Consider the following 24,743-nt stretch of genomic DNA (forward strand, 5'->3'; position numbering starts at 1 on the left):
TAAAAGTCGCAAGAGGCCGCCGTGCGATGTGGCCTAGGGTGAATACATATGTTGCGTTAATTTTGTCGATGGCAACATATGTATCATTCCACTCTCAAAGAGGACGTCATGAAATTTGCGTCGTTGATCACATCGACTGTCGCGTTATCTCTGGTTGCGGGCGCAAGCTACGGCCAATCCACGATTGCCAAGGTCCAGAGCGCCAATCTCATCGCGATCGGGCATCGCGAGACGTCGGTGCCGTTTTCGTACGTCGATGCGAACAACGACGTCATCGGCTTTTCGCAGGACGTGTGCAACAAGGTGATCGATGCGGTCAAGGCGAAAACGAAGCATCCGGATCTACGCGTGCGCTTCATTCCGGTGACATCGCAGAATCGGATTTCGCTCGTGCAGAACGGCACGGTCGATCTCGAATGCGGCGTGACGACGAATCTCACGTCGCGGCAGAATCAGGTCGCGTTTTCGGACACGTTCTTTGTCGCCACGACGCGTCTGCTGACGAAAAAGGATTCCGGCATCAAGGACTTTCCCGATCTCGCGGGCAAGACCGTCGTGACGAATCAGGGCACGACGTCCGAGCGCATTCTTCGCAAGATGAACGAAGAGAAGAAGATGAACATGAGCATCATCAGCGCGAAGGATTACGGCGAAGGGCGCGCGACGCTCGAAACCGGCCGCGCGGTGGCCTACATGATGGACGACGTGCTGCTCGCCGGCACGCGCTCGCTGACGGCGAAGCCGTCGGACTGGGTGCTCGTCGGCACGCCGCAGTCGTCGGAGGCGTACGGCTTCATGATGCGTCGCGACGATCCCGAGTTTAAAAAGCTCGTCGACGACGCCATGAGTCAGGTGATGAAAAGCCCCGAGATCAAGACGATGTACGACAAGTGGTTCATGAAGCCGGTGCCGCCGAAGAACATCAACTTCGATTTTCCGATGAGCGAAGCGATGCAGAAGCTCTACGCCGAACCGAACGACAAGGCGTTCGAATAGCGCGACGGCGCGCGCGTCATTCCGCGAAGGGCAGATCCGTCTGCCCTTCGGCGCGCATCGCGAACGTGTTGAGGGTCATCGCGACGAGCGCGTAATAGCCCAGCAAGCCGACGAGATTCACGACGACCGTGTGCCCGAAGCGTGCGACGGCGGCGTCGTAGGTTGCATCGCTCACGCGCTTCGTGTCGTAGAGTTCGCTGGCGAAATCGAAGATGAGCTTGTCGTCGGCATCGGCGAATGTCGGCGTCTTTCCCGTGCGCAGCGCTTCGGCGAGATCGGCGGGCAGGCCGGCATCGAGCGCGATCGGATGATGAATGTGCCATTCCGCCTGCGAGCGCCAGCGCGCCGCGGTCACGAGAATCGCAAGCTCGGAAAGGCGCAGCGGCAGGCCGGTCTCGTAGCGGCAGAACGCGCCGAGTTTTTGCGCGTGCTGCGCGAGTTCCGGGCTGAAGATCCAACCGAGAAACGGCCCGTTCAGATTGCCGCGCGGTCCGCTCACGATGTCCTGCAACACGGCTCTTTGCGCATCGGAAGCCTGCGCGATGTCGAAATCGGGAAGTCGCTTCTTCATGTTTGTTCTCACTGGATGACGGAAAGCGCGCCATCGATTGAATCGGAGAGCCGCTCGACGATCGTCTCGATTTGCGCGCTCGTCGTGATGAACGGCGGCGCGATGAGCACGTGATCGCCGATGCGGCCGTCGACGGTGCCGCCCATCGGATACACCATGAGGCCGCGCTTCATCGCCTCGCTCTTGATGAGCGCGTGCAGCCTGTGCTTCGGATCGAACGGCATCTTGCCCGCGCGATCCTGAACCAGTTCGACGCCGGTGAACAGGCCGCGGCCGCGCACATCGCCGATGAACGGATGATCCGCATGCCGCTCGCGCAGCAACGCGCGCAGTTGTTCGCCGCGCGCCCTCACGTTGTCGAGCAGTTTGTCTTCGGCGATGACTTTCTGCACTTCGAGCGCCGCGGCGCACGCCGTCGCGTGACCGATATACGTGTGGCCGTGCTGAAAGAAGCCCGAGCCGCCGACGATCGTATCGAAGATCGCGTTGCTGACGAGCGTCGCGCCGATCGGCTGATAGCCCGCGCCGAGACCCTTCGCGATCGCGAGAATATCGGGCGACACGCCGTCTTCCTCGCACGCGAACAGATGACCCGTGCGGCCCATGCCCGACATCACTTCGTCGAGGATCAGCAGCACGCCGTATTTGTCGCAGACCGCGCGGATCTTGCGGAAGTATTCGCGCACGGGCGGCACCGCGCCCGCCGTCGCGCCGACGACCGTTTCCGCGACGAACGCCGCCACCGATTCGGCTCCGAGTTCGAGAATCTTCGCTTCGAGTTCATCGGCGAGACGTTGCGCGAAGGCTTCGTCGGTTTCGCCCGCCCGCTGTTCGCGATACGCGAAGCAGGGCGTGACGTGATGCGCTTCGATCAGCATCGGCAGGAAGGGCTCGCGCCGCCACGCGTTGCCGCCGATCGCGAGCGCGCCGAGCGTGTTGCCGTGATAGCTCTGCCGGCGCGCGATGAAATGCCGGCGCGCGGGTTCGCCTTTCTCGACGAAATACTGGCGCGCGAGCTTGAGCGCGGCTTCCATCGCTTCGGAGCCGCCGGACACGAAGTAGACGTGGCCGAGATTTTTCGGCGCGGCATCGATGAGCCGGTCGGCGAGTTCTTCGGCGGGCTCGGTCGTGAAGAACGACGTGTGCGCGTACGGCAACTGCTGCACTTGCCGCTGGATGGCTTCGATCACGCGCGGATGGCTGTGTCCGAGACACGAGACGGCTGCGCCGCCGCATGCATCGATGTAGCGTTTGCCGGTCGAATCGACGATCTGGATGCCGTCGCCGCGGACGGCGACCGGAAGCGTGGCGCGCGGCGCGCGATGAAATACCGTGGTCATGGTGCCTGCCTTTCGAATGCGGAATGCGCGTGCAACACGCGATGTGGCATTCTAGCGTGATAACAACATATGTTTTCAATATCGCGTGTGACGCAACGCTCGGCCGATTAGCTCGCCGCGTAGGCGCCGTGCGCGTGCAGCGCGGCTTCGGCCTGTTCGAGATGTGCGACGGCGTCCTTGCCTTCGAGCGCGAGCAGATGCGCGACGAGCATCTCCGCCAGCGCCGACGCCGCGACGAGCGACGGAAAGAACGACGGCGATTCGTGCGCGAAGATCAGCGTGTGATCGGCGTTCAGCGCGATGGGCGACACGGCGCTGTCAGTGAGCGTGATGAGTTTCGCGCCGCGCTCGATCGCCGCCTGCGCGACGCGCACGGCTTCGACGGAATACGGTGCAAAGCTGACGACGACCACCGCGTGCTTTTTCTCGATGCCGCGCAGTTGCATTTCGAGCGTGCCCGCTTCGCCGCTGACCAGACTCACCGACGGCCGAAACAGGCGATATCCATAAAGCAGGCCGAACGCGACGGGATAGCACGACCGAAAGCCCGCGACGTGCACATGCGGCGCTTTCTTGAGCGTCTTCGCCGTATCGACGACGCTCTGCGCGTTTTGCGCGAGCGTGAGTTCGAGATTGTGCGATTGCGCGTGTGCGAGATCGCGGCTCAGGTGATTGTCGGCGCCGCCTTTGACGAGCGAACGGGCGCGCGTCGTCAGCGGTTCGGGGCGCGTGCGTACGCGGCTCACGAAAATTTCGCGCAACTCGTTCCAGCCGGGGAAGCCGAGTTGCTGGGAGAGACGGACCATCGCGGCGGGCTGGACCTTGGCGCGCTCGGCGACCTTGCGCATCGAGAGGACGGCGACTTCGTCGGGATAGTCGAGAAGGAAGGCGGCGCCGGCCTGGAATTGCGGGCTCAGATCGGGGAAGCGGTCGCGGATCGTCGCCGCGAGTTGGTCGAAGGTGGGCACGTTCTGGATGCTTGAGGAAGCGGACGCGCTATTTAAGCATGAGCGCGACGTGGAGAGCGGTCGCGCGCAGAAAACAAAAAAGCCGCTGTCCTTGTGGAACAGCGGCTTTTTCTTGAAGCTGGTGGCGAATCAGGGACTCGAACCCCGGACCTGCGGATTATGATTCCGTCGCTCTAACCGACTGAGCTAATTCGCCGAAAGAAGACGAGATTATGGCGAGCGTCGAAGCGGGTGTCAACCCCTTCTGCGCGATTTATTTAACAAATCGCGCAGAAGCCCGTCGATTAATCCTCGTGATAGACATTCGACTTGCGCGTGTCCTTCACGAACAGCATGCCGATCACGAAGGTGATCAACGCGATCACGATCGGATACCACAAGCCCGAGTAGATATCGCCCTTCGCGGCGACGATCGCGAACGCGGTCGCCGGCAGGAAGCCGCCGAACCAGCCATTGCCGATGTGATACGGCAGCGACATCGACGTATAGCGGATGCGCGCCGGGAACATCTCGACCAGCATCGCCGCGATCGGGCCGTAGACCATCGTCACGAAGATCACGAGGATCGTCAGCACCACGATCGCCATCGGCCAGTTGATCAGCGCCGGATCGGCCTTTGCCGGATAACCCGCGCTCTTCAGCGTGCCGGCGAGCGTCTTGTCGAACGCCGCGCCTTGCGTCTTCGCGTCGGCGGCCTTGCCGTCGTACGTGTTCACCACCGTTTCGCCGACCTTGATCTGCGCCTGCGTGCCCGCCGGCGCCGCCACGTTCTCATAGTTGAGACCGGCCTTCGACAGCGCGCTCTTCGCGATATCGCACGAGCTCGTGAACTTCGCCGTGCCCACCGGATTGAACTGGAACGAGCACTCGCCCGGATCGGCGATGACGACGATCGGCGACTTCTGCGTCGCGGCTTCGAGCGTCGGATTCGTGTAGTGCGCGAGCGCCTTGAAGAGCGGGAAGAAGGAGAGCGCGGCAATCAGGCAGCCCGCCATGATGATCGGCTTGCGGCCGATACGATCCGACAGCGACCCGAAGAACACGAAGAATGGCGTACCGATCAGCAGCGCCACCGCGACCATGATGTTCGCGCTGGTGCCATCGACCTTGAGCGTCTGCGTGAGGAAGAAGAGCGAGTAGAACTGGCCCGTGTACCACACGACCGCCTGTCCCGCCGTCAGACCGAAGAGCGCGAGCAGCACGATCTTCAGGTTCTTCCACTCGCCGAACGCTTCCTTGAGCGGCGCCTTCGAGGTCTTGCCTTCCGCCTTGATGCGCTCGAACACCGGCGATTCATGCAGTTTCATCCGAATCCACACCGAGATCGCGAGCAGCAGGATCGATACGAGGAACGGAATGCGCCAGCCCCAAGCGCCGAACTGCTCTTCGCCCATGATCGTGCGGACCGCGAGAATCACGATCAGCGAGATGAAGAGGCCGAGCGTCGCCGTGGTCTGGATCCACGCCGTCCACGCGCCGCGCTTGTTCGACGGCGCATGTTCCGCGACATACGTCGCCGCGCCGCCGTATTCGCCGCCGAGCGCGAGGCCTTGCAACAACCGCATTGCGATGAAGATGATCGGCGCCGCGATGCCTATGGTCGCGTATCCCGGCAGGAAGCCGATCAGGAACGTCGACAGACCCATGATGACGATCGTCACGAGGAACGTGTACTTGCGCCCGACCATGTCGCCGAGCCGCCCGAACACGATCGCGCCGAACGGACGCACCGCGAAGCCCGCCGCGAAGCCCAGCAAGGTGAAGATGAAGCCGGCCGTCGGATTGACGCCCGAGAAGAAGGTCTTGCTGATATAGACGGCGAGCGAGCCCGCCAGATAGAAGTCATACCATTCGAACACCGTGCCGAGCGACGAAGCGAAGATGACCTTCTTCTCCTCCGCCGTCATCGGTGCGTGTGACACGCGCCCTTCGACCGTAGCCATGCATCGTCTCCTGTTCTGATTTTCGATTACATCGGTCCGCGATAAGGCGGCTCCCGGTGCAAAGGATTATTGGAACGAAAACTTACGGCGTTCTGACGCGGCGTGTCCGGACGCGAGTGACGTCCGAAACGACGATTTGCGCCGAAGCCGCGCATATGTGATGCGAACGACCGTCTAAATTCGTCTATGCTCGTGCTTCGTGCGCGCGAAATGCGAATCTGCCGCGCTCGCGCTCAGGGTTTGTCCCGGGCAGGAAAAACCCGCTGAAGACTGACGCGGACAAGCGTTCCGGCGAGTCGCGGGCTGTCCTGATACACGTGATCCTCGATGGCGAGCGCGCCGCCGTGCATCGCCGCGATCTCCTTGACGATGGCAAGACCGAGTCCGCTGCCGTCGCCGTCGCGCCCGAGAATGCGATAGAAGCGCTCGACCACGCGCTCGCGTTCTGCCGCCGGAATGCCGAGTCCCGTGTCTTCCACTTCCAGATGCACGAGATCGAGATCGTCGTCGTCGGTCCGCACGCGTACGGTGATGCGCCCGCCCGCCGGCGTGTAGCGGATCGCGTTGTCGATCAGGTTCGACAGCATCTCGCGCAGCATCACGACATTGCCTTCCACTTCGACCGCAAACGGCGGCTCCTCATAACCGAGATCCATGCGTTTCGCGAGCGCCGCCTGAACCCAGTCGCGCACCGCGAGCCGCGCGAGATCGGTCAGGACGATGCGCGTGAATATCTGCCCCGTCGCGCGATTCTCGGCGCGCGCGAGCGCGAGCAATTGCGTGACGAGACGCGCGGCATGCTCGGAACTCATCGCGATCTGTTCTAGCGAGCGCTGCACTTCCGTCGAGACGTCCTGGCGCATCGCGAGTTCCGCCTGCATGCGCAGGCCCGCGAGCGGCGTTTTCATCTGATGCGCGGCATCGGCGATGAAGCGCTTCTGGAACTCCATGTTCTGTTCGAGGCGCGTGAGCAGGTCGTTGAACGACGCGACGAGCGGCGCGATCTCCGGCGGCGCGCTGCCGGCCTGCAGCGGCGAGAGATCGTCGGGGCGGCGCGCGCGGATGTTCGACTGCAGCGCGTGCAGCGGCGCGAGCCCGCGCGAAAGCCCGAACCATACGAGGATGATCGCGAGCGGCAGGATCACGAACTGCGGCAGGATCACGCCCTTGATGATGTCGTTGGCGAGCTGGCTGCGCTTGTCGAGGGTCTCCGCAACCTGCACGAGCACCGGCTGCGCGCTGTGCGGATCGCGCCCGGGCGCGAGGCCGGGCAGATCGACCGTCGTGTATGCGACGCGGATATCGTTGCCGCGCAGCACATCGTCGCGAAACTCGACGATGCCCGGCTGCGGACGATCGTCGTCGTGCGGCAAGGGCATGTCGCGATCGCCGCCGACGAGTTCGCCGCGCGTGCCGAGCACCTGGAAAAACACGCTGTCGACGTTATCGGCGCGCAGGAAATCGCGCGTCGCGTCGGGCAGGCGGAGTTCCGCGACGCCGTTTACCGGCTGAATCTGGCGCGCAAGCACGTAGGCGTCGGCTTCGAGCGCGCGGTCGAACGGCCCGTTCGCGATCGATTTCGCGACCAGATACGTCACCGCGATGCTCATCGGCCAGAGCAGCAGCAGCGGCGCGAGCATCCAGTCGAGAATCTCGCCGAAGAGCGAGCGTGGATGCGTTTCGGCGTCGGGCTCGAGCTCGTCGGGCGGCGCGAACGGATTCGCGTAGCGCGCGTCGCGCAGCGCGTCGGAGTCGTCGTTCGCTTGTGCGTTTCGCTGAGTTTCGTGGGAAACGGGCGACGCCATGCGGCCTACTTATAGTGATGGCTGGCGGACTCGCCGGCGTGCGGCCCGCCCGCGCCGTTCGTCGTGGCGGCCGCTTTCTCCAGCGTGTAACCGAGACCGCGTACCGTGATGATCTTCGCGCCGCTCGGCTCGATCTTCTTCCGTAGCCGATGCACGTAGACCTCGATCGCGTTATTGCTGACTTCCTCGCCCCACTCGCACAGGTGATTGACGAGCTGCTCCTTCGATACGAGCCGGCCGGTTCGCTGCAGCAGCACTTCGAGCACGCCGAGCTCGCGCGCCGAAAGATCGATGACCTGATCGCCGATGGTCGCAATGCGCCCGATCTGATCGAAGGCGAGCGAGCCGTGCCGGACGACGGTCGGACCGCCGCCCGCGCCGCGGCGCGTGAGCGCACGGACGCGCGCTTCGAGTTCGTTGAGCGCGAAGGGCTTCGCCATGTAATCGTCCGCGCCGAGATCGAGACCTTTCACGCGCTCGTCGACGGAATCGGCGGCGGTGAGGATCAGCACGGGCATCTGCGAATTGCGCGCGCGCAGGCGGCGCAGCACCTCGAGACCGGGCATCAGCGGCAGGCCGAGATCGAGGATCAGCAGGTCGAAAGTTTGCAGGGAAAGGGCGGTGTCCGCTTCGACGCCATGCTTCACATGGTCGACGGCGTATCCCGATTGGCGGAGTGATCGGACGAGCCCGTCCGCGAGTATGCTGTCGTCTTCGGCAATGAGGATTCGCATCGTCGTGTGCGCCTTTGTACGCCATGCATGCGCGATGAAGCGCATCGGCATTGCCGGCACCGTGTGTCGCCCGGCGCGGCGGTCTCCAGGTGTTCGTGGTTCTTGCGTGCTTGGGCGACGTGGAAAAAAAGCTGCGCCACGCCGCGACAGGCTTGCAAAAACTACTGTTTTTTTATACAGTGTCTGCGTGAGTGGGAAGGGCGGTTTCGTATGCTCGATCGAGCGGCGAAAAACCCCGTGAACACTGCCTCAGACGCCGTTCATCATAGCAAAGGACGATTCATGGAAGAAAGCAAGAAAGGCCCGGCTGGCATGACTGCGGAGAAGAGCAAGGCCCTGGCCGCCGCGCTCTCGCAGATCGAAAAGCAATTCGGCAAAGGGTCGATCATGCGGCTCGGCGCAGGTGAGGCGGTCGAAGACATTCAAGTGGTTTCCACCGGTTCGCTCGGGCTGGACATCGCGCTCGGCGTCGGCGGCTTGCCGCGCGGTCGTGTCGTGGAAATCTACGGTCCGGAGTCGTCGGGTAAAACCACGCTCACGCTGCAGGTGATCGCGGAGATGCAGAAGCTCGGCGGCACGGCGGCGTTCATCGACGCGGAACACGCGCTCGACGTGCAGTACGCCGGCAAGCTCGGCGTGAACGTGCCCGAACTGCTGATCTCGCAGCCGGACACGGGCGAGCAGGCGCTCGAAATCGCGGACGCGCTGGTGCGCTCCGGCTCCATCGACATGATCGTGATCGACTCGGTCGCGGCGCTCGTGCCGAAGGCGGAAATCGAAGGCGAAATGGGCGACTCGCTGCCGGGTCTGCAGGCGCGTCTGATGTCGCAGGCGCTGCGCAAGCTCACCGGCACGATCAAGCGCACGAACTGCCTCGTCATCTTCATCAACCAGATCCGCATGAAGATCGGCGTGATGTTCGGCAACCCGGAAACCACCACGGGCGGCAACGCGCTCAAGTTCTACTCGTCGGTGCGTCTGGATATCCGCCGTATCGGTTCGATCAAGAAGAACGACGAAGTCATCGGCAACGAGACGCGCGTGAAGGTTGTGAAGAACAAGGTCTCGCCGCCGTTCCGCGAAGCCATCTTCGACATTCTTTATGGCGAAGGCATTTCGCGTCAGGGTGAAATCATCGATCTGGGCGTGCAGGCGAAGCTGGTCGACAAGGCGGGCGCCTGGTACAGCTACAACGGCGATCGCATCGGTCAGGGCAAGGACAACGCGCGGGAATTCCTGCGCGAAAATCCGGACATCGCGCGCGAGATCGAGAACAAGATCCGCGAATCGCTGGGCGTCGCTGCATTGGGCGAAGCTGTCGTCGCAAGCGCCGCAGCGGCCGACGACGAGTAAGCATCGAGCCTGAAGGAAGATGCAGACGCGCCGGCTCGGATCCAAGGCAGACCCGGCGGATAACGGAACCGGCGACGATTCCGATTCCGTCGATCGCTACGAGCGAAGCAGCGAGCGGCGCGGTGCATCGTCGAAGTCAGGCGGCTTCAGGCGCAGCAACAAGGAACGCGCCGGCGCGAAGTCATTCGCGTCGGCGCATCGCGTTTTCGAGCCTGTTAAAAGGGATGAAAGCAGCGTAGACGCGAATGATCGCGCGGCCCGCCTGGAACAAGCTCGCGCCTTACTGAAGCAGGCGACAGCGCAGCCGAAGGCGCCTCCCGCCGATCGCAGCCCGCCGTCCGCTAACCCGCCGGACCCATTCGAAGACGCCGATCCATTCGAGCCCTTCGAACAATGCGTACCTTCCGAGCCATCGCCAGCCGTTTCGGGCGAAACTGTTTATAGCCGCTCCAGCCAGCGCACCCGCAAGACATCGGCAAACGAAGTCAACGATCCCAAACGTCCGCAACGCTCGTTGAAGGGCCGCGCGCTCGCGTTCCTGTCGCGTCGCGAGTACAGCCGCGCGGAGTTGTCGCGCAAGCTGCGTCCGTACGTCGAAGAAGCCGCTCCGCTCGAATCCCTGTTGGACAGTCTCGAGCGCGATGGCTGGCTGTCGAACGAGCGCTTCGTCGAGAGCGTCGTGCATCGGCGGGCGTCGCGCATGGGCGGCAGCAGGATCATCAGCGAGCTGAAGCGGCATGCCGTCGGCGAAACGCTCATCAGCGAAACCGCCGACAAGCTCGCGCAGTCCGAAACCGCGCGCGCCAGGGCGGTGTGGGAAAAGAAATACGGCGTGCCGCCGGAGACGCCCGCCGAGCGCGCCAAGCAGGCGCGCTTTCTGGCTGCGCGCGGTTTTTCGAGCGGTACGATCGGCAAGATATTGAAGGGCGGTGACGAAGATTGGAGCGAGGAAATCGTCGACGACTGAGCGCCCGTTCGGCTTGATCCGCACGCGCGTTCCATTCGTCAGGCACATGCCCGGCTCGAAATACCCGATATGCTAAAATTCCACGGTTTTCCCCGTACCGGCTCACTCCAGCATGCCTCTCTCGCCTCCCGCTCCCCGACAATTGCGTCATAGCCGCGCGATTCGAGTGGAAGCGTTCGAACGCGACGACGGCCTGTGGGATATCGAAGCCTGTCTAACCGATGAGAAGCCGCGCGACTTCCAGCTCGCGACGGGCGTCCGGCCGCACGGCCTGCCGATCCATGAACTCTGGCTGCGCATCACCATCGATCGCACACTCAGCATCGTGGACGTCGAAGCGTCGTCCGACTGGGCGCCGTATGGCGGTTTGTGCGCCGAGTCCAATGCGGTCTATCGCAAGCTCATCGGGCTCAATCTCCTCCAGAATTTTCGCCGCGAAGCCAACACGCTGCTGCGCGGCACTGCCGGCTGCACGCATCTCACCGAGTTGTGCGGGGTCTTGCCGACCGCAGCCATTCAGGCATTCGCGGGCGACGTCTGGAAGATCGAGGACGGCAATCCATTCAAGCAAGCCGACGCCAACGCGCAGCGCGACGAGCCGCCGTTTCAGCTCGGCCGATGCCACGCGCTGCGTTTCGACGGACCCGCGGTCAGGGAACACTACCCGCGCTGGTTCGGCCACGCGCCCGGCGAACCATCCAGATCCGGAACAACGGTGCAAGACAGGCCGGAGACAAAGTCCGCCTCGTAGCGCGCAAGCAGCGCTCGCGCTCACGCACGGAATTCAAACAAGAAAAGAATCAGCGGTTCAAGCAAACAGAAGTTCACTCCAACTCTCAGACTGAAGGAATCACGCATGAAGATTCACGAGTACCAGGGTAAGGAAATCCTGCGGAAATTCGGCGTCGCGGTCCCGCGCGGCAAACCCGTGTTCTCGGTGGATGATGCGGTCAAGGCCGCGGAAGAGCTGGGCGGCCCGGTTTGGGTCGTCAAGGCGCAGATTCACGCCGGCGGCCGCGGTAAGGGCGGCGGCGTGAAGGTCGCGAAGTCGATCGAACAGGTCCGCGAATACGCGAACCAGATCCTCGGCATGCAGCTCGTCACGCACCAGACCGGCCCCGAAGGCCAGAAGGTCAATCGCCTGCTGATCGAAGAAGGCGCGGACATCAAGAAGGAACTGTACGTCGGCCTCGTGCTCGACCGCGTTTCGCAGAAGATCGTCGTGATGGCGTCGAGCGAAGGCGGCATGGACATCGAAGAAGTCGCGGAAAAGACGCCGGAACTGCTGCACAAGTTCGCCGTCGAGCCGTCGACCGGTCTGCAAGACGCGGACGCCGATGATCTCGCACGCAAGATCGGCATTCCCGATGCATCGATCCCGCAAGCGCGCGCGATCCTGCAAGGCCTGTACAAGGCGTTCTTCGAAACCGACGCATCGCTCGCGGAAATCAACCCGCTGATCGTGACCGGCGAAGGCAAGGTCATCGCGCTCGACGCCAAGTTCAACTTCGATTCGAACGCGCTGTTCCGTCATCCGGAAATCGTCGCGTACCGCGATCTGGACGAAGAAGATCCGGCTGAAGTCGAAGCGTCGAAGTTCGACCTCGCATACATCTCGCTCGACGGCAACATCGGCTGTCTCGTGAACGGCGCAGGCCTCGCGATGGCCACGATGGACACCATCAAGCTGTTCGGCGGCGAGCCGGCGAACTTCCTCGACGTCGGCGGCGGTGCGACGACCGAGAAAGTGACCGAAGCGTTCAAGCTGATGCTGAAGAACCCGAACCTGAAGGCGATCCTCGTGAACATCTTCGGCGGCATCATGCGTTGCGACGTGATCGCCGAAGGCGTGATCGCTGCGTCGAAGGCCGTGGACCTGAAGGTGCCGCTCGTCGTGCGCATGAAGGGCACGAACGAAGACCTCGGCAAGAAGATGCTGGCCGACTCGGGCCTGCCGATCATCTCGGCGGACAGCATGGAAGAAGCCGCGCAGAAGGTCGTCGCGGCGGCCGAAGGCAAGTAAGCGCGTTCGCTTGTTGCCTTAAGAGAGCGTTCCACCAGATACGAATGGCGGCGCCTGGCTTTTTGCATGGCGACGCCAAACGAACAGAGGTCACTACATGTCGATTCTGATCAACAAAGACACGAAGGTCATCACGCAGGGCATCACCGGCAAGACCGGCCAGTTCCACACGCGCGCCTGCCGCGAATACGCGAACGGCCGCGAAGCGTACGTCGCGGGCGTGAACCCGAAGAAGGCCGGCGAAGACTTCGAAGGCATTCCCATCTACGCGTCCGTGAAGGAAGCGAAGGCCGAAACCGGCGCGACCGTTTCGGTCATCTACGTGCCGCCCGCGGGCGCTGCCGCCGCGATCTGGGAAGCCGTCGAGGCCGATCTCGATCTCGCGATCTGCATCACGGAAGGCATTCCGGTTCGCGACATGCTCGAAATCAAGGACCGCATGCGCCGCGAAAATCGCAAGACGCTGCTGCTCGGACCGAACTGCCCCGGCACGATCACGCCGGACGAGCTGAAGATCGGCATCATGCCGGGTCACATCCACAAGAAGGGCCGCATCGGCGTCGTGTCGCGTTCGGGCACGCTGACATATGAAGCGGTCGGCCAGTTGACGGCGCTGGGCCTCGGCCAGTCGTCGGCGGTCGGTATCGGCGGCGATCCGATCAACGGTCTGAAGCACATCGACGTGATGAAGATGTTCAACGACGATCCGGAAACGGACGCCGTCATCATGATCGGCGAGATCGGCGGTCCGGACGAAGCGAACGCCGCTTACTGGATCAAGGACAACATGAAGAAGCCGGTCGTCGGCTTCATCGCGGGCGTGACGGCGCCTCCGGGCAAGCGCATGGGCCACGCAGGCGCGCTGATCTCGGGCGGTGCGGACACGGCTGACGCCAAGCTCGAAATCATGGACGCGTGCGGCATCAAGGTCACGAAGAATCCGTCGGAGATGGCACGTCTGCTGAAGTCGGTTCTCTGATCGAAGCAGGCAAATTACGCGAGGGTTTGGTACTCTTACTGATTCCTTTCGTAAAAGCCATTGAAAAGCGAGGGAGCGCTGCTTCCTCGCTTTTTTCATTTCAGCCTCATGCTTGAATTCTTTTCGACGCTCCATTGGGGCGCGGTCGTTCAGATCATCGTGATCGACATTCTGCTCGGCGGCGACAACGCCGTCGTGATCGCGCTCGCCTGCCGCAATCTGCCGGATCGGCAGCGCACGCGCGGCATCGTGTTCGGCACGCTCGGCGCAATCATCCTGCGCGTCGTGCTCATCGCGTTCGCGGTCTTTCTGCTCGACATTCCGTTTCTCAAGTTTCTCGGTGGCTTGCTGCTGCTGTGGATCGGCGTAAAGCTGATGCAGCCGGACCACGACGATCATCAGATCGACGCATCCGACCGGCTGTGGGCGGCGGTGAAGACGATCATCGTCGCCGATGCCGTCATGAGCCTCGACAACGTCATCGCGATCGCGGGCGCGGCCGAAGCCGCCGATCCGCGTCATAGGCTCACGCTGGTGATCTTCGGCCTGGTCGTGAGCATTCCGCTTATCGTCTGGGGCAGCACGCTGGTGCTGAAGCTGCTCGACCGCTTGCCCGCCGTCGTGCTGCTCGGCGCGGGTCTGCTCGGCTGGATCGCGGGCGGCCTCATCATCGACGATCCATTCATCGACCGATGGCCCGCGCTCAATACCGAACTCGTCGGATATGCGGCGCGTCTGGCGGGCGCGTTGCTTGTCGTCGCGTTGGGCTGGCTGCTCAAGCGGCGCGCGCTCGCCGACGGCAATCGCGCGGCGGGTTGATTTCTCCTAGGCCGTTCGGCTGACTGCCGCCGGAGCGGCTCCCTGAATACGATCGAAGCGTCCTGACCGCATTGCGCGGAAGGGCGCTTTTCTGTTTTTCAGGGAGTAGCAATGACGACGAAGGCTTCGGTTTTGGACGTGCCGCGCGAACGGCGCGCATGGTGGTTCGGGCGCACGAAAGATGCGCTGACACGCGGCTTCACACTGATCGAACTGATGATCGTGCTTGCGATCGTCGGCGTGGTCGCGGCGTATGCGATACCGGCGTATCAGGATTATCTTGCCCGAAGCCGCGTGGGCGAGGGCATGACGCTCGCGGCGGCCGCGCGCCTCGCAGTGGCGGAGAACGCGGCGAGCGGCGCAGATCTGGCGGGCGGATTCGCGTCGCCGCCGGGCACGCGCAACGTCGAGTCGATTCACGTCGACAGCGACAACGGGCAGATCACGATCGCCTATACGACGCGCGTCGCGCCGGCGGGTTCGAACACGCTGGTGCTCGTGCCTTCGACACCCGACAACGCCGATACACCTACGGCGCGCGTGTCGCTCAGCCGCGGTTCCGTGCAATCGGGGTCGGTGACGTGGGAATGCTTCGCGGGCAAGAAGACCGAGTCGTCGCTGCCCGCGCCGGGCGCCGGTCCGACGCCCGCGCAGGCACCGACATTGCCAGGCAATCTCGCACCGCCGGAGTGCCGCGCGTAAGCACTGACGCGAAGCGCGGCGGGAGGATTTACGTCGCCGCCGCGCCGTCGCGCCGTCGTTTTTGCGCGAAAGTTGGCGATTTGGTAGCAAAACCGGCCGTTCGACGGACAGCGGGGGCAAAGTTTTGTATAGTGCGCCGGTCGCCGACGTTCCCAGTTCCTCATGCCTTCCCAATACGCGCGCTTTCTCTGCTTCGCCGTTCTGTGCCTTGCGTTGACGTTTCCCTTCGCGGTCGTCAACCACACGTATCCGATTCCGACCTTCTACGCCGAATACAGCGCGCTCGCGCTTTATCTGGCGCTCGGTGCGACGGTTGCGCTCCTCGTGCGCGTCTCCGAGCCGAAGGTGCCGTTCGCATCGCCGGTCGTCGCATTGATGCCGCTTGCGTTCGGCGTGTTGCTCGTCGCGCAGACGGTGCTGTTGCCGATCGCGCAGCCATCGATGAACTGGCTCGGCGGCGCGTTTCTGCTCGCTTCGTTTCTCGCGGTGCATACGGGCTTCGGTCTCGTGCGGGCGGGGCTCGGCGAGAAGACGCTGCGTATCGGCGCGGCTGCGCTGATGGTCGGCGGACTGTTCGCGGTCTTCTGTCAGATCGTGCAGTTGCTGCATCTCGAAGTGAAATTCACGCCGTTCGTGGTCGCGTACAACGTGATGATCGAACGGCGCCCGTTCGGCAACATGGCGCAGGCGAATCACCTCGCGACCGTGATCGCGTTCGCGCTGGCGGGCGCGCTTTATTTCGTGCAGGCGCGTCGGCTGCCGCTCGTTCTGTGGCTGATCTTGTCGGCGATCTACTCGCTCGGGCTCGCGTTGACCGTATCGCGCGGGCCGTGGCTGCAGACGGCGGTGATAGTCGTCGCCGGCTTCTGGATGGCGTTCGTGCTCGGGCGGCCGGTCGCGTCGGAAGGCTTCGACGGCCCCGGCCGCCGCGATACGCGCGCGTGGATCGTCCCGATTCTGCTCGCGATCGTCTTTTTCGCGGTGAACGCGGCCGTGCGCTGGGCGAACGTGCGCTTCGATTTCGGGCTCGCGCAATCGGCGGCGGAGCGCATGCAGGAAGCGAGTCAGATCGCGCCGCGCCTCGCGCTCTGGAAGTACGGCTGGACGATGTTCAAGACGCATCCGCTGCTGGGCGTCGGATGGGGCGAGTTTCCGCGCTATCAGTTCGACCTCGTGCGCGATCTGGGCGGCGTCGAGATCGCGAACAACGCGCACGACATCTTCATCGATCTGCTCGCGAAAACGGGTGCGCTCGGCGTCGCGATTCTGGTCGCGAGCGTCGTATTCTGGCTGATTCGCGTGCTGCGCGCGCCGCAGACGCCGGCGCGCATTTTCGGATTGTCGCTGCTCGGCGTCCTGATGATGCATGCGCTCGTCGAGTATCCGCAGCAGTACATGTTCTTTCTGATGCCGGCGATGCTCGTCATCGGCCTTCTGGAGACGCGTCCCTTGCGGCTGGTTCCGCGTCCGCTCTCTTATGGCGTATATGTCGTGCTGGTGCTCGGCGGGCTCGCGGCGTTGTATCCGACCTTACGCGACTACAACCGCGCGGAAGTGCTGTACTACGGCTCGCGCCCGGCCGAGCAGTATCGTGAAAATCCGTCTTTCCTGTTCACGGCGTGGGGCGAATACGGTGCGGCGACCTTGCTGCCGATCAACGCGCAGAACGTCGAGGAGAAACTCGCGGCGCATCGGAAGGCGATTGCGCTGTTGCCGGGGGAGACCGTGCTGCGCCGCTACGCGGTGTTGCAGGCGCTCGCCGGGCAGAAGGCCGAGGCGCTCGACACGATGGCGCGCCTGAAGATCTTCGCGACGCAGTTGCACGACTGGCCGAAGCAGCTTTTGGCCGTCTACGATCTGGCGGACGAAGCGGGCAAGCCGCTGGCGTCGTTCAAGGCGGATCTGGTGAAGCTGTATGGTGTGCCGCTGCCGAATCAGGAGCCTTCGGAGGATGAGGAAGAAGAGTGAGCGGTCAGGGCGCGGGCGACGGCTGGTCGTCCGCCACCCAATCCCCCGACTTCCCACCGTGCTTTTCCATCACTTTCACATTGGTGATGGTCATCCCCCGATCCACCGCCTTGCACATGTCGTAGATCGTGAGCAATCCGACCTGCACGGCGGTCAGCGCTTCCATTTCCACGCCCGTGCGCCCGACCGTCTCCACGCGCACTTCACAGTGCACGCCGGGTAGCGCTTCATCGATCGTGAAATCCACCGCGACGCGCGTCAGCGCCAGCGGATGACACAGCGGAATCAGATCGGCCGTGCGCTTCGCACCCTGAATCGCGGCGATGCGCGCGACGCCCAGCACATCGCCTTTTTTCGCTCGGCCTTCGCGGATCAGCGCGAGCGTGGGCGCGAGCATCGCGATCGAGCCGCGTGCAACGGCCACGCGGCGCGTTTCGTTTTTCGCGCCGACATCGACCATATGCGCCTCGCCGGCGGCATCGAAATGGGTGAGTCCGGACATAGCGTCTCCTTCGAATGGGCGCCTATCATACCAGCGTGAATCCGCGCGATTTTCCGCAGAACGCCACGGTCCGGCGCGACGCACCGCCGACCTGAGACGCGCCGCGCGCAACACTTGATACGATAAGCCCGTTTCGATTCTCGAGCCGACTATCGGCGCTTCGCGCCATGCATTTCACACGTCCGAGCCGCGCGCTCGCCTCCCTCCTTTGCGTCGCCCTCGCCATGCCGCCCGCGGCGCTGGCGCAATCCAGTTCGCCTTCCGCGGGCTCGACCGGCACGCTCGCGGCCGCGCAACTGCGCGCGTCGCAGGAAAGCGCCAGCGGCGACGTGCCGGGCAACATCGCGGAAGGCGTGTTCGGCGTCTACGGCGGCGCGGAAAGCCGTTTCGCGAACCGCCCCGGGACGATGTCCGGTTTGCGCGCGCCGCTGTCGTCGGTGCAGCTTCCGGATCTCGGCGACGGCTCCGGCGGCTCCCTCACGCCGCAGGCCGAGCGCAAGGTCGGCGAGAAGATGATGCGCGAAGTGCGCGCCGATCCCGATTATCTCGACGACTGGCTGCTGCGCGACTATCTCGACTCGATCTCGTCGAAGCTTTCAGCGGCGGCGGCGACGCAGTATCTCGGCGGCTATCGGCCGGATTTCGATCTCTTCGCCGTGCGCGACGCGCAGATCAACGCGTTTTCGATGCCGGGCGGCTTTATCGGCGTGAACACGGGGCTGATTGCCGCGACGCAAACGGAATCGGAGCTGGCGTCGGTCATCGGCCATGAAATGGGGCACGTCCTTCAGCGGCACATCGCGCGGATGCTCAGCACGCAGGAAAAGAGTTCCTACGCCGCACTCGCCGGGATGCTCGCCGGCCTGCTCGCGGGCCTGCTCGCCCATAGCGGCGATCTCGGCATGGGCATCGCGATGGGCGGCCAGGCGTTCGCCGTCGACAATCAGTTGCGCTTCTCGCGCGCGGCCGAGCACGAGGCCGACCGCGTCGGTTTCCAGATGCTCGCGGCCGCCGGCTACGATCCTTACGCGATGGCAGCGTTCTTCGAGCGTCTCGATCGCGCGTCGATGGCCGATAACGGCGTGCCGCCGTACGTGCGCACGCACCCGCTCACGATCGACCGCATCGCCGACATGGAAGGCCGCGCGCGGCGCGTGCCGTACCGGCAGCCGCGTCAGTCGGCCGAATACGCGTTCGTGCGCGCCCGGGCGCGCGTGCTGCAGGTGAATTACGCGAGTGATTATCGCGAGGTCGCGAGCCGGCTCAAATCGGAAATCGAGGATCAGACGGCGCTCAATCCCGCGTCCAACTGGTACGGCATCGCGCTCGCGCAATCGCTGCTGGGCAATCACGACGCGGCCAGCGACGCGCTCGCGAAGGCGCGCGCGCTATTCGAGGGCGAGGAGGCGAGCGCGGCGGCGGCATCGGCGCAAGTGCAAAAGGAGGATCGCGCGGTTGGTCAAACGCAGCCGGCTCCGCGCAAGAAGAGCGGCGAGCCGTCGCTGCGCAACGCGGATGCGTCGACGATCGCGACGCCGCTCGACAACGCGCGCACGCCGCTCAATCTCGGAGACTCCGGCAACGGCAATGCATTGCGCGCGAAGAGCGACATCGTGCTTCCACCGGTTCGCGTCGAAGCCCGATCGGCTCCGCCGGCGAAACCTCAATCCGCACCGCCGGCGCTGCGCAGCACGCCGAGCCTCGACGTGCTCGCCGCCGACATCGCGCGCCGCGCCGGTCGCAACGACGATGCGATCCGCCTCGCGGACCTCGCGCAAAAGCGCTGGCCGGCGTCGCACGCCGCCATCGACGTGCATCTGCAGACGCTGCTTTCCGCGCGCCGCTTCGCCGACGCCCAGATGCTCGCGCGCCGCGAAACACGCGCCGAGCCGACGCGCCCCGACTGGTGGTTCTATCTCGCGCAGGCAAGCGCGGGTCTCAACGATCCGCTGCAACAGCATCAGGCGATGGCGGAAAAGTTCGCGCTCGATGGCGCGTGGGCATCCGCGATCCGGCAACTGAAGGAAGCGCGCGACGTCAAGACCGCGAGTTTCTACGATCTTTCGACGATTTCCGCCCGGCTGCGCGATTTCGAGACGCGCTACAAGGAAGAGCGCGAGATGGAGAAGAACGGCTAGCTAGCTCAGTCTTTCTTCGCGGCGGCGCGTTCGGCCGGACTCGCGACGAAGCCAAAGCGCGCGGCGACATCGGCGCGGGCGATCGGCTGCACGGTCAGATCGACGCCGTCGCGCAAGTGGAACACGCCGCGTGTGCCGGCATCGTCGAGCGACGCGTGGTCCGCGAACAGTTCGAGATCGTGATCGTGAAGGGCGGCGATGCGTGCGGGCGAGGCGTCATCGGAAAGGAGAATGCCGCCTGCGTCGTCGATCCAGACATGCGCCGGCTCGAACGGCGCGCCGCCCTGATCGATCAGCCGCAATGCGCCGTCCGCCGCATGCAGACGCACGATCCACGGCGTGTACACGAGCTCAACATACACGCGCTGCGGGCCGTTCTGAAAGAACCACTGGCCGTCGGCATCACTTTCGTAGTTGCGGTTGATGAAGCCCAGCAGCGCCTCATGCCGGATCGGCGTGCCGAGTTCGCCGGCGGCTTGCGCGGCGTCGTCGCGCATGCGCCACTGACCGCGCCGGTCGAGCAGCAGCCAGCCCGTGCAGTGCGGAACGTTGGGCCATTTGGCGAGCGCCTGCTTGACGATGTCATCCATGACGGTTCACGAAACGAAGTTCTCCAGATAACCGAACACGCGCTGCGACAGCCAGTCGATCCGGCCCGGAAACGGTCCCGTCATGAAGCCGACGTGCCCGCCGTGGTTCGGCTGATCGAGCGTCACGCGCGCCGATACTTCCGCCGTCGACGGCAACGCGAACTCGGGCAGGAACGGATCGTTGCGCGCGTTCAGCAGCAGCGCGGGCACTTCGATGTGCTTCAGATGCGCGCGGATCGTCGCCGTCGACCAGTAGTGATTGGTGTCGCGAAAGCCGTGCAGCGGCGCGGTGACGACGTTGTCGAACTCGTACAGCGTGCGCGCGGCGAGCACGGCGTTGCGGTCGTAGAGACCGGGATACTGCCCGAGCTTCGCGAGCGCCTTCTTTTTGAGCGACTTCAGGAAGCTGCGCGTATAGACCATGCCGAAGCCTTGCGAGATCGCGAGGCCGCCCGCGTGGACATCGAGCGGCGCGGAAATGGCCGCCGCCGCGCTGATGATCGACGCGTCCGTGCCGCGCTGGCACAGCCAGTGCAGCAGCACGTTGCCGCCGAGCGACACGCCCGCCGCGACGATCGGCCCGCGATGCACTTGCGCGAGCCGCCGCAGAATCCAGTCGACTTCGGCGCTGTCCGCGAGATGGTAGAAGCGCGGCAGCAGATTGAGCGGGCCGCTGCAACTGCGGAAATGCGGCACGACGCCGTGCCAGCCGCGCGCCCGGGCGGCGGCCATCATCGTGCGAGCGTAGTGCGAATCGGAACTGCCTTCGAGGCCGTGGAAGAGCACGAAGAGCGGGGCGTTCGCGGCGGGTTGATCGGCGGGATCGGCGGGATCGGCGGGATCGTGCGCGAGAAAGTCGAGATCGATGAAATCGCCGTCGGGCGTATTCCAGCGCTCGCGCCGGTAACGCACGTCGGGCTTGCGGCCGAAGAGCGCCGGGACGATGGTTTGCGCATGGCTCGTGGGCAGCCAGCGCGGCGCGCTGTAGAGCCATTCGGCGGCGCCCGGCGAAAGCAGGCGCGCGGTTTCCTTCAGTGCCACGGCGGGCGCTTTGTCCACGAACGACGAATCGTGCTTCAACAACGGATCGCGCTTCATGGCCCCTCCCGACAGACGTCTTCTTCGAATTTCTTAGTGCAGCGGTCCCTGACCGTGACGCAGCTTCGCGGCGAACTGGCCCGCGGTTTCGATCGGCATCTCGCTTGCGTGAATATGCGCGATGCGCCACTCGCCGCGTTCGTGAACCATCACATACGTCGTGTAGATCATGCGCGGCGCGCTGGCTGGCTCGGCCGGCTGATGCGCCTCGGCGATCGCATAGACGACCGTGCCCAGGCTGTCGTACACGCGAATATCGAGCGGCTCGACGGTCACGGGCTGCGTCTCGAACTGCTTCGCGAGACCCGCGCGGATGCTTTCCAGCCCGTGCAGATGCGTGCCGTCCGCGCACACGCAGGTGGCGAACTCCTCGTCGATCCACAACGACATCACCGTGTCGATGCTGTTGTCCGCGACTGCCTGATAGTAAGCGTTGAGGGTATCGGCGGCGGCTTCGAAGAGGCGGGCGAAACGTGGCATGGCTCGTGGGTCTCTGGCATTCGATGCTTCACGCCAACGAAACGGCGCGCTGCAACGGTCATTGGTCAAAGCATGCCCCCGTTCGGAGACATTCGCGTGTCCGCACCCGCACACACGGCCGGAAACCGCCGGTACGAACACGCGTTTCGACGCGTGAGCGCAACATCAACGATGCGCGAGCAGCATGCCGCGCACATCGGCGAAGACCTGTTCGGCCGAGAGTTCGCGAAGGCAGTTCAGATGGCCGAGCGGACACTCGCGGGCAAAGCACGGACTGCATTCAAGATGCAGCCATTGTACCTTTGCGAGATCGGACAAGGGCGGCGTGTGGCGCGGATCGGTCGAGCCGTAGACCGCGACGAGCGGCCGGCGCGAGGCGGCCGCGACGTGCATCAGCCCCGAATCGTTCGTGACGACGGCGCTCGCCCGCGAAATAAGCGCGCACGCCTCACCGAGCGAAGTCTGGCCGCACAGGTTGCGCACCATCGGCGCGCGCTCCGCGATGGCCTGCGCGATCGGCGCATCCTTCTTCGAACCGAGCGCGATCATGCGCGCATACGGAAACGACTGCGCGATGAACTGGGCGAGCGAAGCGAAATGCTCCGGCGGCCAGCGCTTGGCCGGACCGTATTCCGCGCCGGGGCAGAACACGACGAGCGGCGCGCGCGTGTCGAGGTTGAAGCGCGTCGAGACGCGCGCGGCTTCGTTCGGATCGGCTTCGAGGCGCGGCACCGGCAGCGTCTGCGCGTCGGGAAGCGCGGCGGCTTCCGGCTGCGCGAACCGGTCGACGAACGGCAGCTTCGCGCCCGGCGCATAGGCGAGCGCCGCGTAATGCGCGGTCATCGGCGGACGGTCGGTTTTCGGCGGATTCGCGTGGCGCACGTTCAAGAGCCCGTAGCGGCTCTCGCCCTTGTAGCCGATGCGCAGGTTGATGCCCGCCATCCACGGAATCAGCGCGGATTTGACGGAGTTGGGCAGCACATAGGCGGCGTCGTAACCGACATCGCGCAAATCACTCGCGAGCTGCCAGCGGCGCAGCAGTTGCAGCTTGCCGTGGGCGAGGTCGGTCGCGTAGACATCGCGGATTTCCGGCATGCGCTCGAGCACGGGTGCGACCCAGGTGGGCGCGACGGCGTCGATCGCGATACGCGGATGAAGCTTGCGCAAGAGCGTGAAGAGCGGCTGCGCCATCAATGCGTCACCGATCCAGTTCGGTGCTATAACCAGCGCGCGGCGCATCTGTTGTTATCCGATCTCAAAATGAACGCGGCCCGCCGCCTTGGGGCGAGCCGTCGATTGTCGTGGGTATGTTTCGCGCCGCGTACGGCGCGCGTGAGCCAGGGCGCGGCCAGCGCCCCGCGGGCTTCAGTGACCGCCCTTGAGCACTTCGCCGTCTTTCAGCTTGTAGCGCGTGCCGCAATACGGGCAGCGCGCCTCGCCGTGCGTCACGTCGATGAACACGCGCGGATGCGTGCTCCAGCGCTGCATCTTCGGGTTCGGGCAGAAGGCGGGCAGATCCTTCGCCGACAATTCCACCAGCGGCATTTCCTTCAGGTCGCTCATTGCTATCTCTTTTCGTGATGTACGTCGCGCGGCGAGCGAACGGCCCGCCGCGTCGCATGAGATTGTTTAAACCTTCGCGAGCCAGCTCGCGTACTTCTCGTTCTTGCCGCCGACGACGTCGAAGAACGCGCTTTGCAGCTTTTCCGTGATCGGACCGCGCGCGCCCGAACCGATGGTGCGGTTGTCCAGCTCGCGGATCGGCGTGACTTCGGCGGCGGTGCCGGTGAAGAACGCTTCGTCGCAGGTGTAGACCTCGTCGCGGGTGATGCGCTTTTCGATCACCGGGATGCCGAAATCGCGCGCCAGCGTGATGACTGTGTCGCGCGTGATGCCGTCGAGGCACGAAGCCAGATCCGGCGTGTAGATCTTGCCGTTGTTCACGAGGAAGAAGTTTTCGCCGGAGCCTTCCGACACGTAGCCGTCGACGTCGAGCAGCAGCGCTTCGTCGTAGCCGTCGGCGACGGCTTCCTGGTTGGCGAGAATCGAGTTCACGTACCAGCCGGACGCCTTCGCGCGGACCATCGACACGTTCACATGATGGCGCGTGAACGACGACGTCTTCACGCGGATGCCCTTGGCGAGCCCGTCTTCACCGAGATATGCGCCCCACGGCCACGCGGCGATCGCAACATGGATGGTGTTGCCCTTCGCCGACACGCCGAGCTTTTCCGAGCCGACCCAGATGATCGGGCGGATGTAGCACGACTCGAGCGCGTTCGCCTTCACGACTTCGAGTTGCGCGGCTTCGAGCGTCGCGGCATCGAACGGGACGTCCATCTGGAAGATCTTCGCCGAGTTGAGCAGGCGCTTCGTGTGTTCCTTCAGGCGGAAAATGGCCGTGCCCTGCGCGGTCTTGTACGCGCGCACGCCTTCGAAGACACCCATGCCGTAGTGCAACGTGTGGGTCAGAACGTGGATCTTGGCATCACGCCAGTCGATCAGCTTGCCATCCATCCAGATCTTGCCGTCGCGGTCGGCCATTGACATACGGTTCTCCTAGCTGTCTCGTTCAAGTGAGTTCGGGGCAGGCCGCCAAAGACTTCCGGGCGGCGGCGCTCGCGCATCTCGCGCCGCGTTCGTGCATCGGCGATTGCCGGCGAACGCGCGCATGAAGGCGCAAAGGCTGTGAAAGACCGTCATTTTAGCGTCTTTTCGCGACGAAACCGATCTTGGAGCGCCTTTCACGACGCTATAATTTGCCTTT

The 24,743-nt window shown here is 64.2% G+C and carries 23 protein-coding genes and 1 tRNA gene; 10 read left to right on the top strand and 14 right to left on the bottom strand.

What is annotated here, in order from left to right; translation table 11 throughout:
• The first annotated feature begins 108 nt into the window (after positions 1 to 108).
• Positions 109 to 996, top strand: a complete 888-nt coding sequence (locus tag LDZ23_RS02135) for a glutamate/aspartate ABC transporter substrate-binding protein (protein WP_244807704.1) — start codon at positions 109 to 111, stop codon at positions 994 to 996.
• 16 nt (positions 997 to 1,012) lie between these two features.
• On the opposite strand, the gene LDZ23_RS02140 is transcribed toward LDZ23_RS02135, so the two are convergent.
• The 7 genes from LDZ23_RS02140 to LDZ23_RS02170 all read right to left on the bottom strand — a co-directional run bounded on the left by LDZ23_RS02140 (position 1,013) and on the right by LDZ23_RS02170 (position 8,357).
• Complete coding sequence (locus tag LDZ23_RS02140; protein ID WP_175979832.1) at positions 1,013 to 1,567, bottom strand: carboxymuconolactone decarboxylase family protein; 555 nt, start codon at positions 1,565 to 1,567, stop codon at positions 1,013 to 1,015.
• Positions 1,568 to 1,575: 8 nt separating this feature from the next.
• Positions 1,576 to 2,907, bottom strand: coding sequence for an aspartate aminotransferase family protein (locus LDZ23_RS02145; protein WP_244807705.1), 1,332 nt, complete (start codon positions 2,905 to 2,907; stop codon positions 1,576 to 1,578).
• 107 nt (positions 2,908 to 3,014) lie between these two features.
• Entirely contained in the window at positions 3,015 to 3,875 is an 861-nt protein-coding gene (locus LDZ23_RS02150; protein WP_244807706.1) for a MurR/RpiR family transcriptional regulator, read from the bottom strand.
• Positions 3,876 to 3,994: 119 nt separating this feature from the next.
• A tRNA-Met gene (locus LDZ23_RS02155) sits at positions 3,995 to 4,071 on the bottom strand.
• 88 nt (positions 4,072 to 4,159) lie between these two features.
• Positions 4,160 to 5,818, bottom strand: coding sequence for an MFS transporter (locus LDZ23_RS02160; protein ID WP_008351365.1), 1,659 nt, complete (start codon positions 5,816 to 5,818; stop codon positions 4,160 to 4,162).
• Positions 5,819 to 6,051: 233 nt separating this feature from the next.
• A complete protein-coding gene (locus tag LDZ23_RS02165; protein WP_008351363.1) occupies positions 6,052 to 7,623 on the bottom strand; it encodes a sensor histidine kinase in 1,572 nt (523 codons plus the stop codon).
• Between the two features lie 5 nt (positions 7,624 to 7,628).
• Positions 7,629 to 8,357, bottom strand: coding sequence for a response regulator transcription factor (locus LDZ23_RS02170; protein ID WP_034470819.1), 729 nt, complete (start codon positions 8,355 to 8,357; stop codon positions 7,629 to 7,631).
• Positions 8,358 to 8,639: 282 nt separating this feature from the next.
• Here LDZ23_RS02170 and recA point away from each other — a divergent pair, with 282 nt between their 5' ends.
• The 8 genes from recA to LDZ23_RS02210 all read left to right on the top strand — a co-directional run bounded on the left by recA (position 8,640) and on the right by LDZ23_RS02210 (position 17,168).
• The gene (gene recA, locus LDZ23_RS02175; RefSeq protein ID WP_008351360.1) at positions 8,640 to 9,710 is read left to right on the top strand and encodes a recombinase RecA; all 1,071 of its coding nucleotides are present in this window, start codon (positions 8,640 to 8,642) and stop codon (positions 9,708 to 9,710) included.
• 19 nt (positions 9,711 to 9,729) lie between these two features.
• Positions 9,730 to 10,677: a recombination regulator RecX gene (recX, locus tag LDZ23_RS02180; RefSeq protein WP_244807707.1), complete on the top strand. Its 948-nt coding sequence runs from the start codon at positions 9,730 to 9,732 to the stop codon at positions 10,675 to 10,677.
• Between the two features lie 112 nt (positions 10,678 to 10,789).
• A complete protein-coding gene (locus tag LDZ23_RS02185; RefSeq protein WP_034470713.1) occupies positions 10,790 to 11,428 on the top strand; it encodes a DUF2889 domain-containing protein in 639 nt (212 codons plus the stop codon).
• Positions 11,429 to 11,533: 105 nt separating this feature from the next.
• Positions 11,534 to 12,700: an ADP-forming succinate--CoA ligase subunit beta gene (gene sucC / locus LDZ23_RS02190; RefSeq protein ID WP_008351353.1), complete on the top strand. Its 1,167-nt coding sequence runs from the start codon at positions 11,534 to 11,536 to the stop codon at positions 12,698 to 12,700.
• A 97-nt stretch (positions 12,701 to 12,797) separates the two neighbouring features.
• The gene (gene sucD, locus LDZ23_RS02195; RefSeq protein ID WP_008351350.1) at positions 12,798 to 13,679 is read left to right on the top strand and encodes a succinate--CoA ligase subunit alpha; all 882 of its coding nucleotides are present in this window, start codon (positions 12,798 to 12,800) and stop codon (positions 13,677 to 13,679) included.
• A 108-nt stretch (positions 13,680 to 13,787) separates the two neighbouring features.
• Positions 13,788 to 14,498 carry a TerC family protein gene (locus tag LDZ23_RS02200; RefSeq protein WP_008351349.1) on the top strand — a complete coding sequence of 237 codons (711 nt, stop codon included), beginning with the start codon at positions 13,788 to 13,790 and terminating at the stop codon, positions 14,496 to 14,498.
• 111 nt (positions 14,499 to 14,609) lie between these two features.
• Positions 14,610 to 15,200 carry a pilin gene (locus LDZ23_RS02205; RefSeq protein WP_008351347.1) on the top strand — a complete coding sequence of 197 codons (591 nt, stop codon included), beginning with the start codon at positions 14,610 to 14,612 and terminating at the stop codon, positions 15,198 to 15,200.
• 162 nt (positions 15,201 to 15,362) lie between these two features.
• The gene (locus LDZ23_RS02210; protein WP_244807708.1) at positions 15,363 to 17,168 is read left to right on the top strand and encodes a PglL family O-oligosaccharyltransferase; all 1,806 of its coding nucleotides are present in this window, start codon (positions 15,363 to 15,365) and stop codon (positions 17,166 to 17,168) included.
• Between the two features lie 4 nt (positions 17,169 to 17,172).
• On the opposite strand, the gene moaC is transcribed toward LDZ23_RS02210, so the two are convergent.
• Positions 17,173 to 17,670 (bottom strand): cyclic pyranopterin monophosphate synthase MoaC, encoded by a 498-nt coding sequence (moaC, locus tag LDZ23_RS02215; RefSeq protein ID WP_008351343.1) that lies wholly within the window; start codon positions 17,668 to 17,670, stop codon positions 17,173 to 17,175.
• Positions 17,671 to 17,837: 167 nt separating this feature from the next.
• On the opposite strand from moaC, the gene LDZ23_RS02220 reads away from it, so the two are divergent.
• Positions 17,838 to 19,808, top strand: a complete 1,971-nt coding sequence (locus LDZ23_RS02220; protein ID WP_244807709.1) for a M48 family metalloprotease — start codon at positions 17,838 to 17,840, stop codon at positions 19,806 to 19,808.
• A gap of 5 nt (positions 19,809 to 19,813) precedes the next feature.
• Here LDZ23_RS02220 and LDZ23_RS02225 read toward each other — a convergent pair whose 3' ends face one another.
• The 6 genes from LDZ23_RS02225 to LDZ23_RS02250 form a co-directional block, all read right to left on the bottom strand.
• Positions 19,814 to 20,398 carry a DUF2946 family protein gene (locus LDZ23_RS02225; RefSeq protein WP_244807710.1) on the bottom strand — a complete coding sequence of 195 codons (585 nt, stop codon included), beginning with the start codon at positions 20,396 to 20,398 and terminating at the stop codon, positions 19,814 to 19,816.
• 6 nt (positions 20,399 to 20,404) lie between these two features.
• A complete protein-coding gene (locus tag LDZ23_RS02230; protein WP_244807711.1) occupies positions 20,405 to 21,496 on the bottom strand; it encodes a YheT family hydrolase in 1,092 nt (363 codons plus the stop codon).
• A gap of 33 nt (positions 21,497 to 21,529) precedes the next feature.
• The gene (locus tag LDZ23_RS02235) at positions 21,530 to 21,976 is read right to left on the bottom strand and encodes a nuclear transport factor 2 family protein (protein WP_008351336.1); all 447 of its coding nucleotides are present in this window, start codon (positions 21,974 to 21,976) and stop codon (positions 21,530 to 21,532) included.
• A 165-nt stretch (positions 21,977 to 22,141) separates the two neighbouring features.
• Positions 22,142 to 23,215 (bottom strand): lipopolysaccharide heptosyltransferase II, encoded by a 1,074-nt coding sequence (gene waaF / locus LDZ23_RS02240; protein ID WP_008351335.1) that lies wholly within the window; start codon positions 23,213 to 23,215, stop codon positions 22,142 to 22,144.
• Positions 23,216 to 23,341: 126 nt separating this feature from the next.
• Entirely contained in the window at positions 23,342 to 23,539 is a 198-nt protein-coding gene (locus LDZ23_RS02245) for a zinc-finger domain-containing protein (protein ID WP_008351333.1), read from the bottom strand.
• Positions 23,540 to 23,605: 66 nt separating this feature from the next.
• The gene (locus LDZ23_RS02250) at positions 23,606 to 24,526 is read right to left on the bottom strand and encodes a branched-chain amino acid transaminase (protein WP_008351330.1); all 921 of its coding nucleotides are present in this window, start codon (positions 24,524 to 24,526) and stop codon (positions 23,606 to 23,608) included.
• Positions 24,527 to 24,743: the final 217 nt, after the last annotated feature.

Source organism: Caballeronia zhejiangensis (genome assembly GCF_022879815.1).
GTDB lineage: Bacteria > Pseudomonadota > Gammaproteobacteria > Burkholderiales > Burkholderiaceae > Caballeronia > Caballeronia zhejiangensis.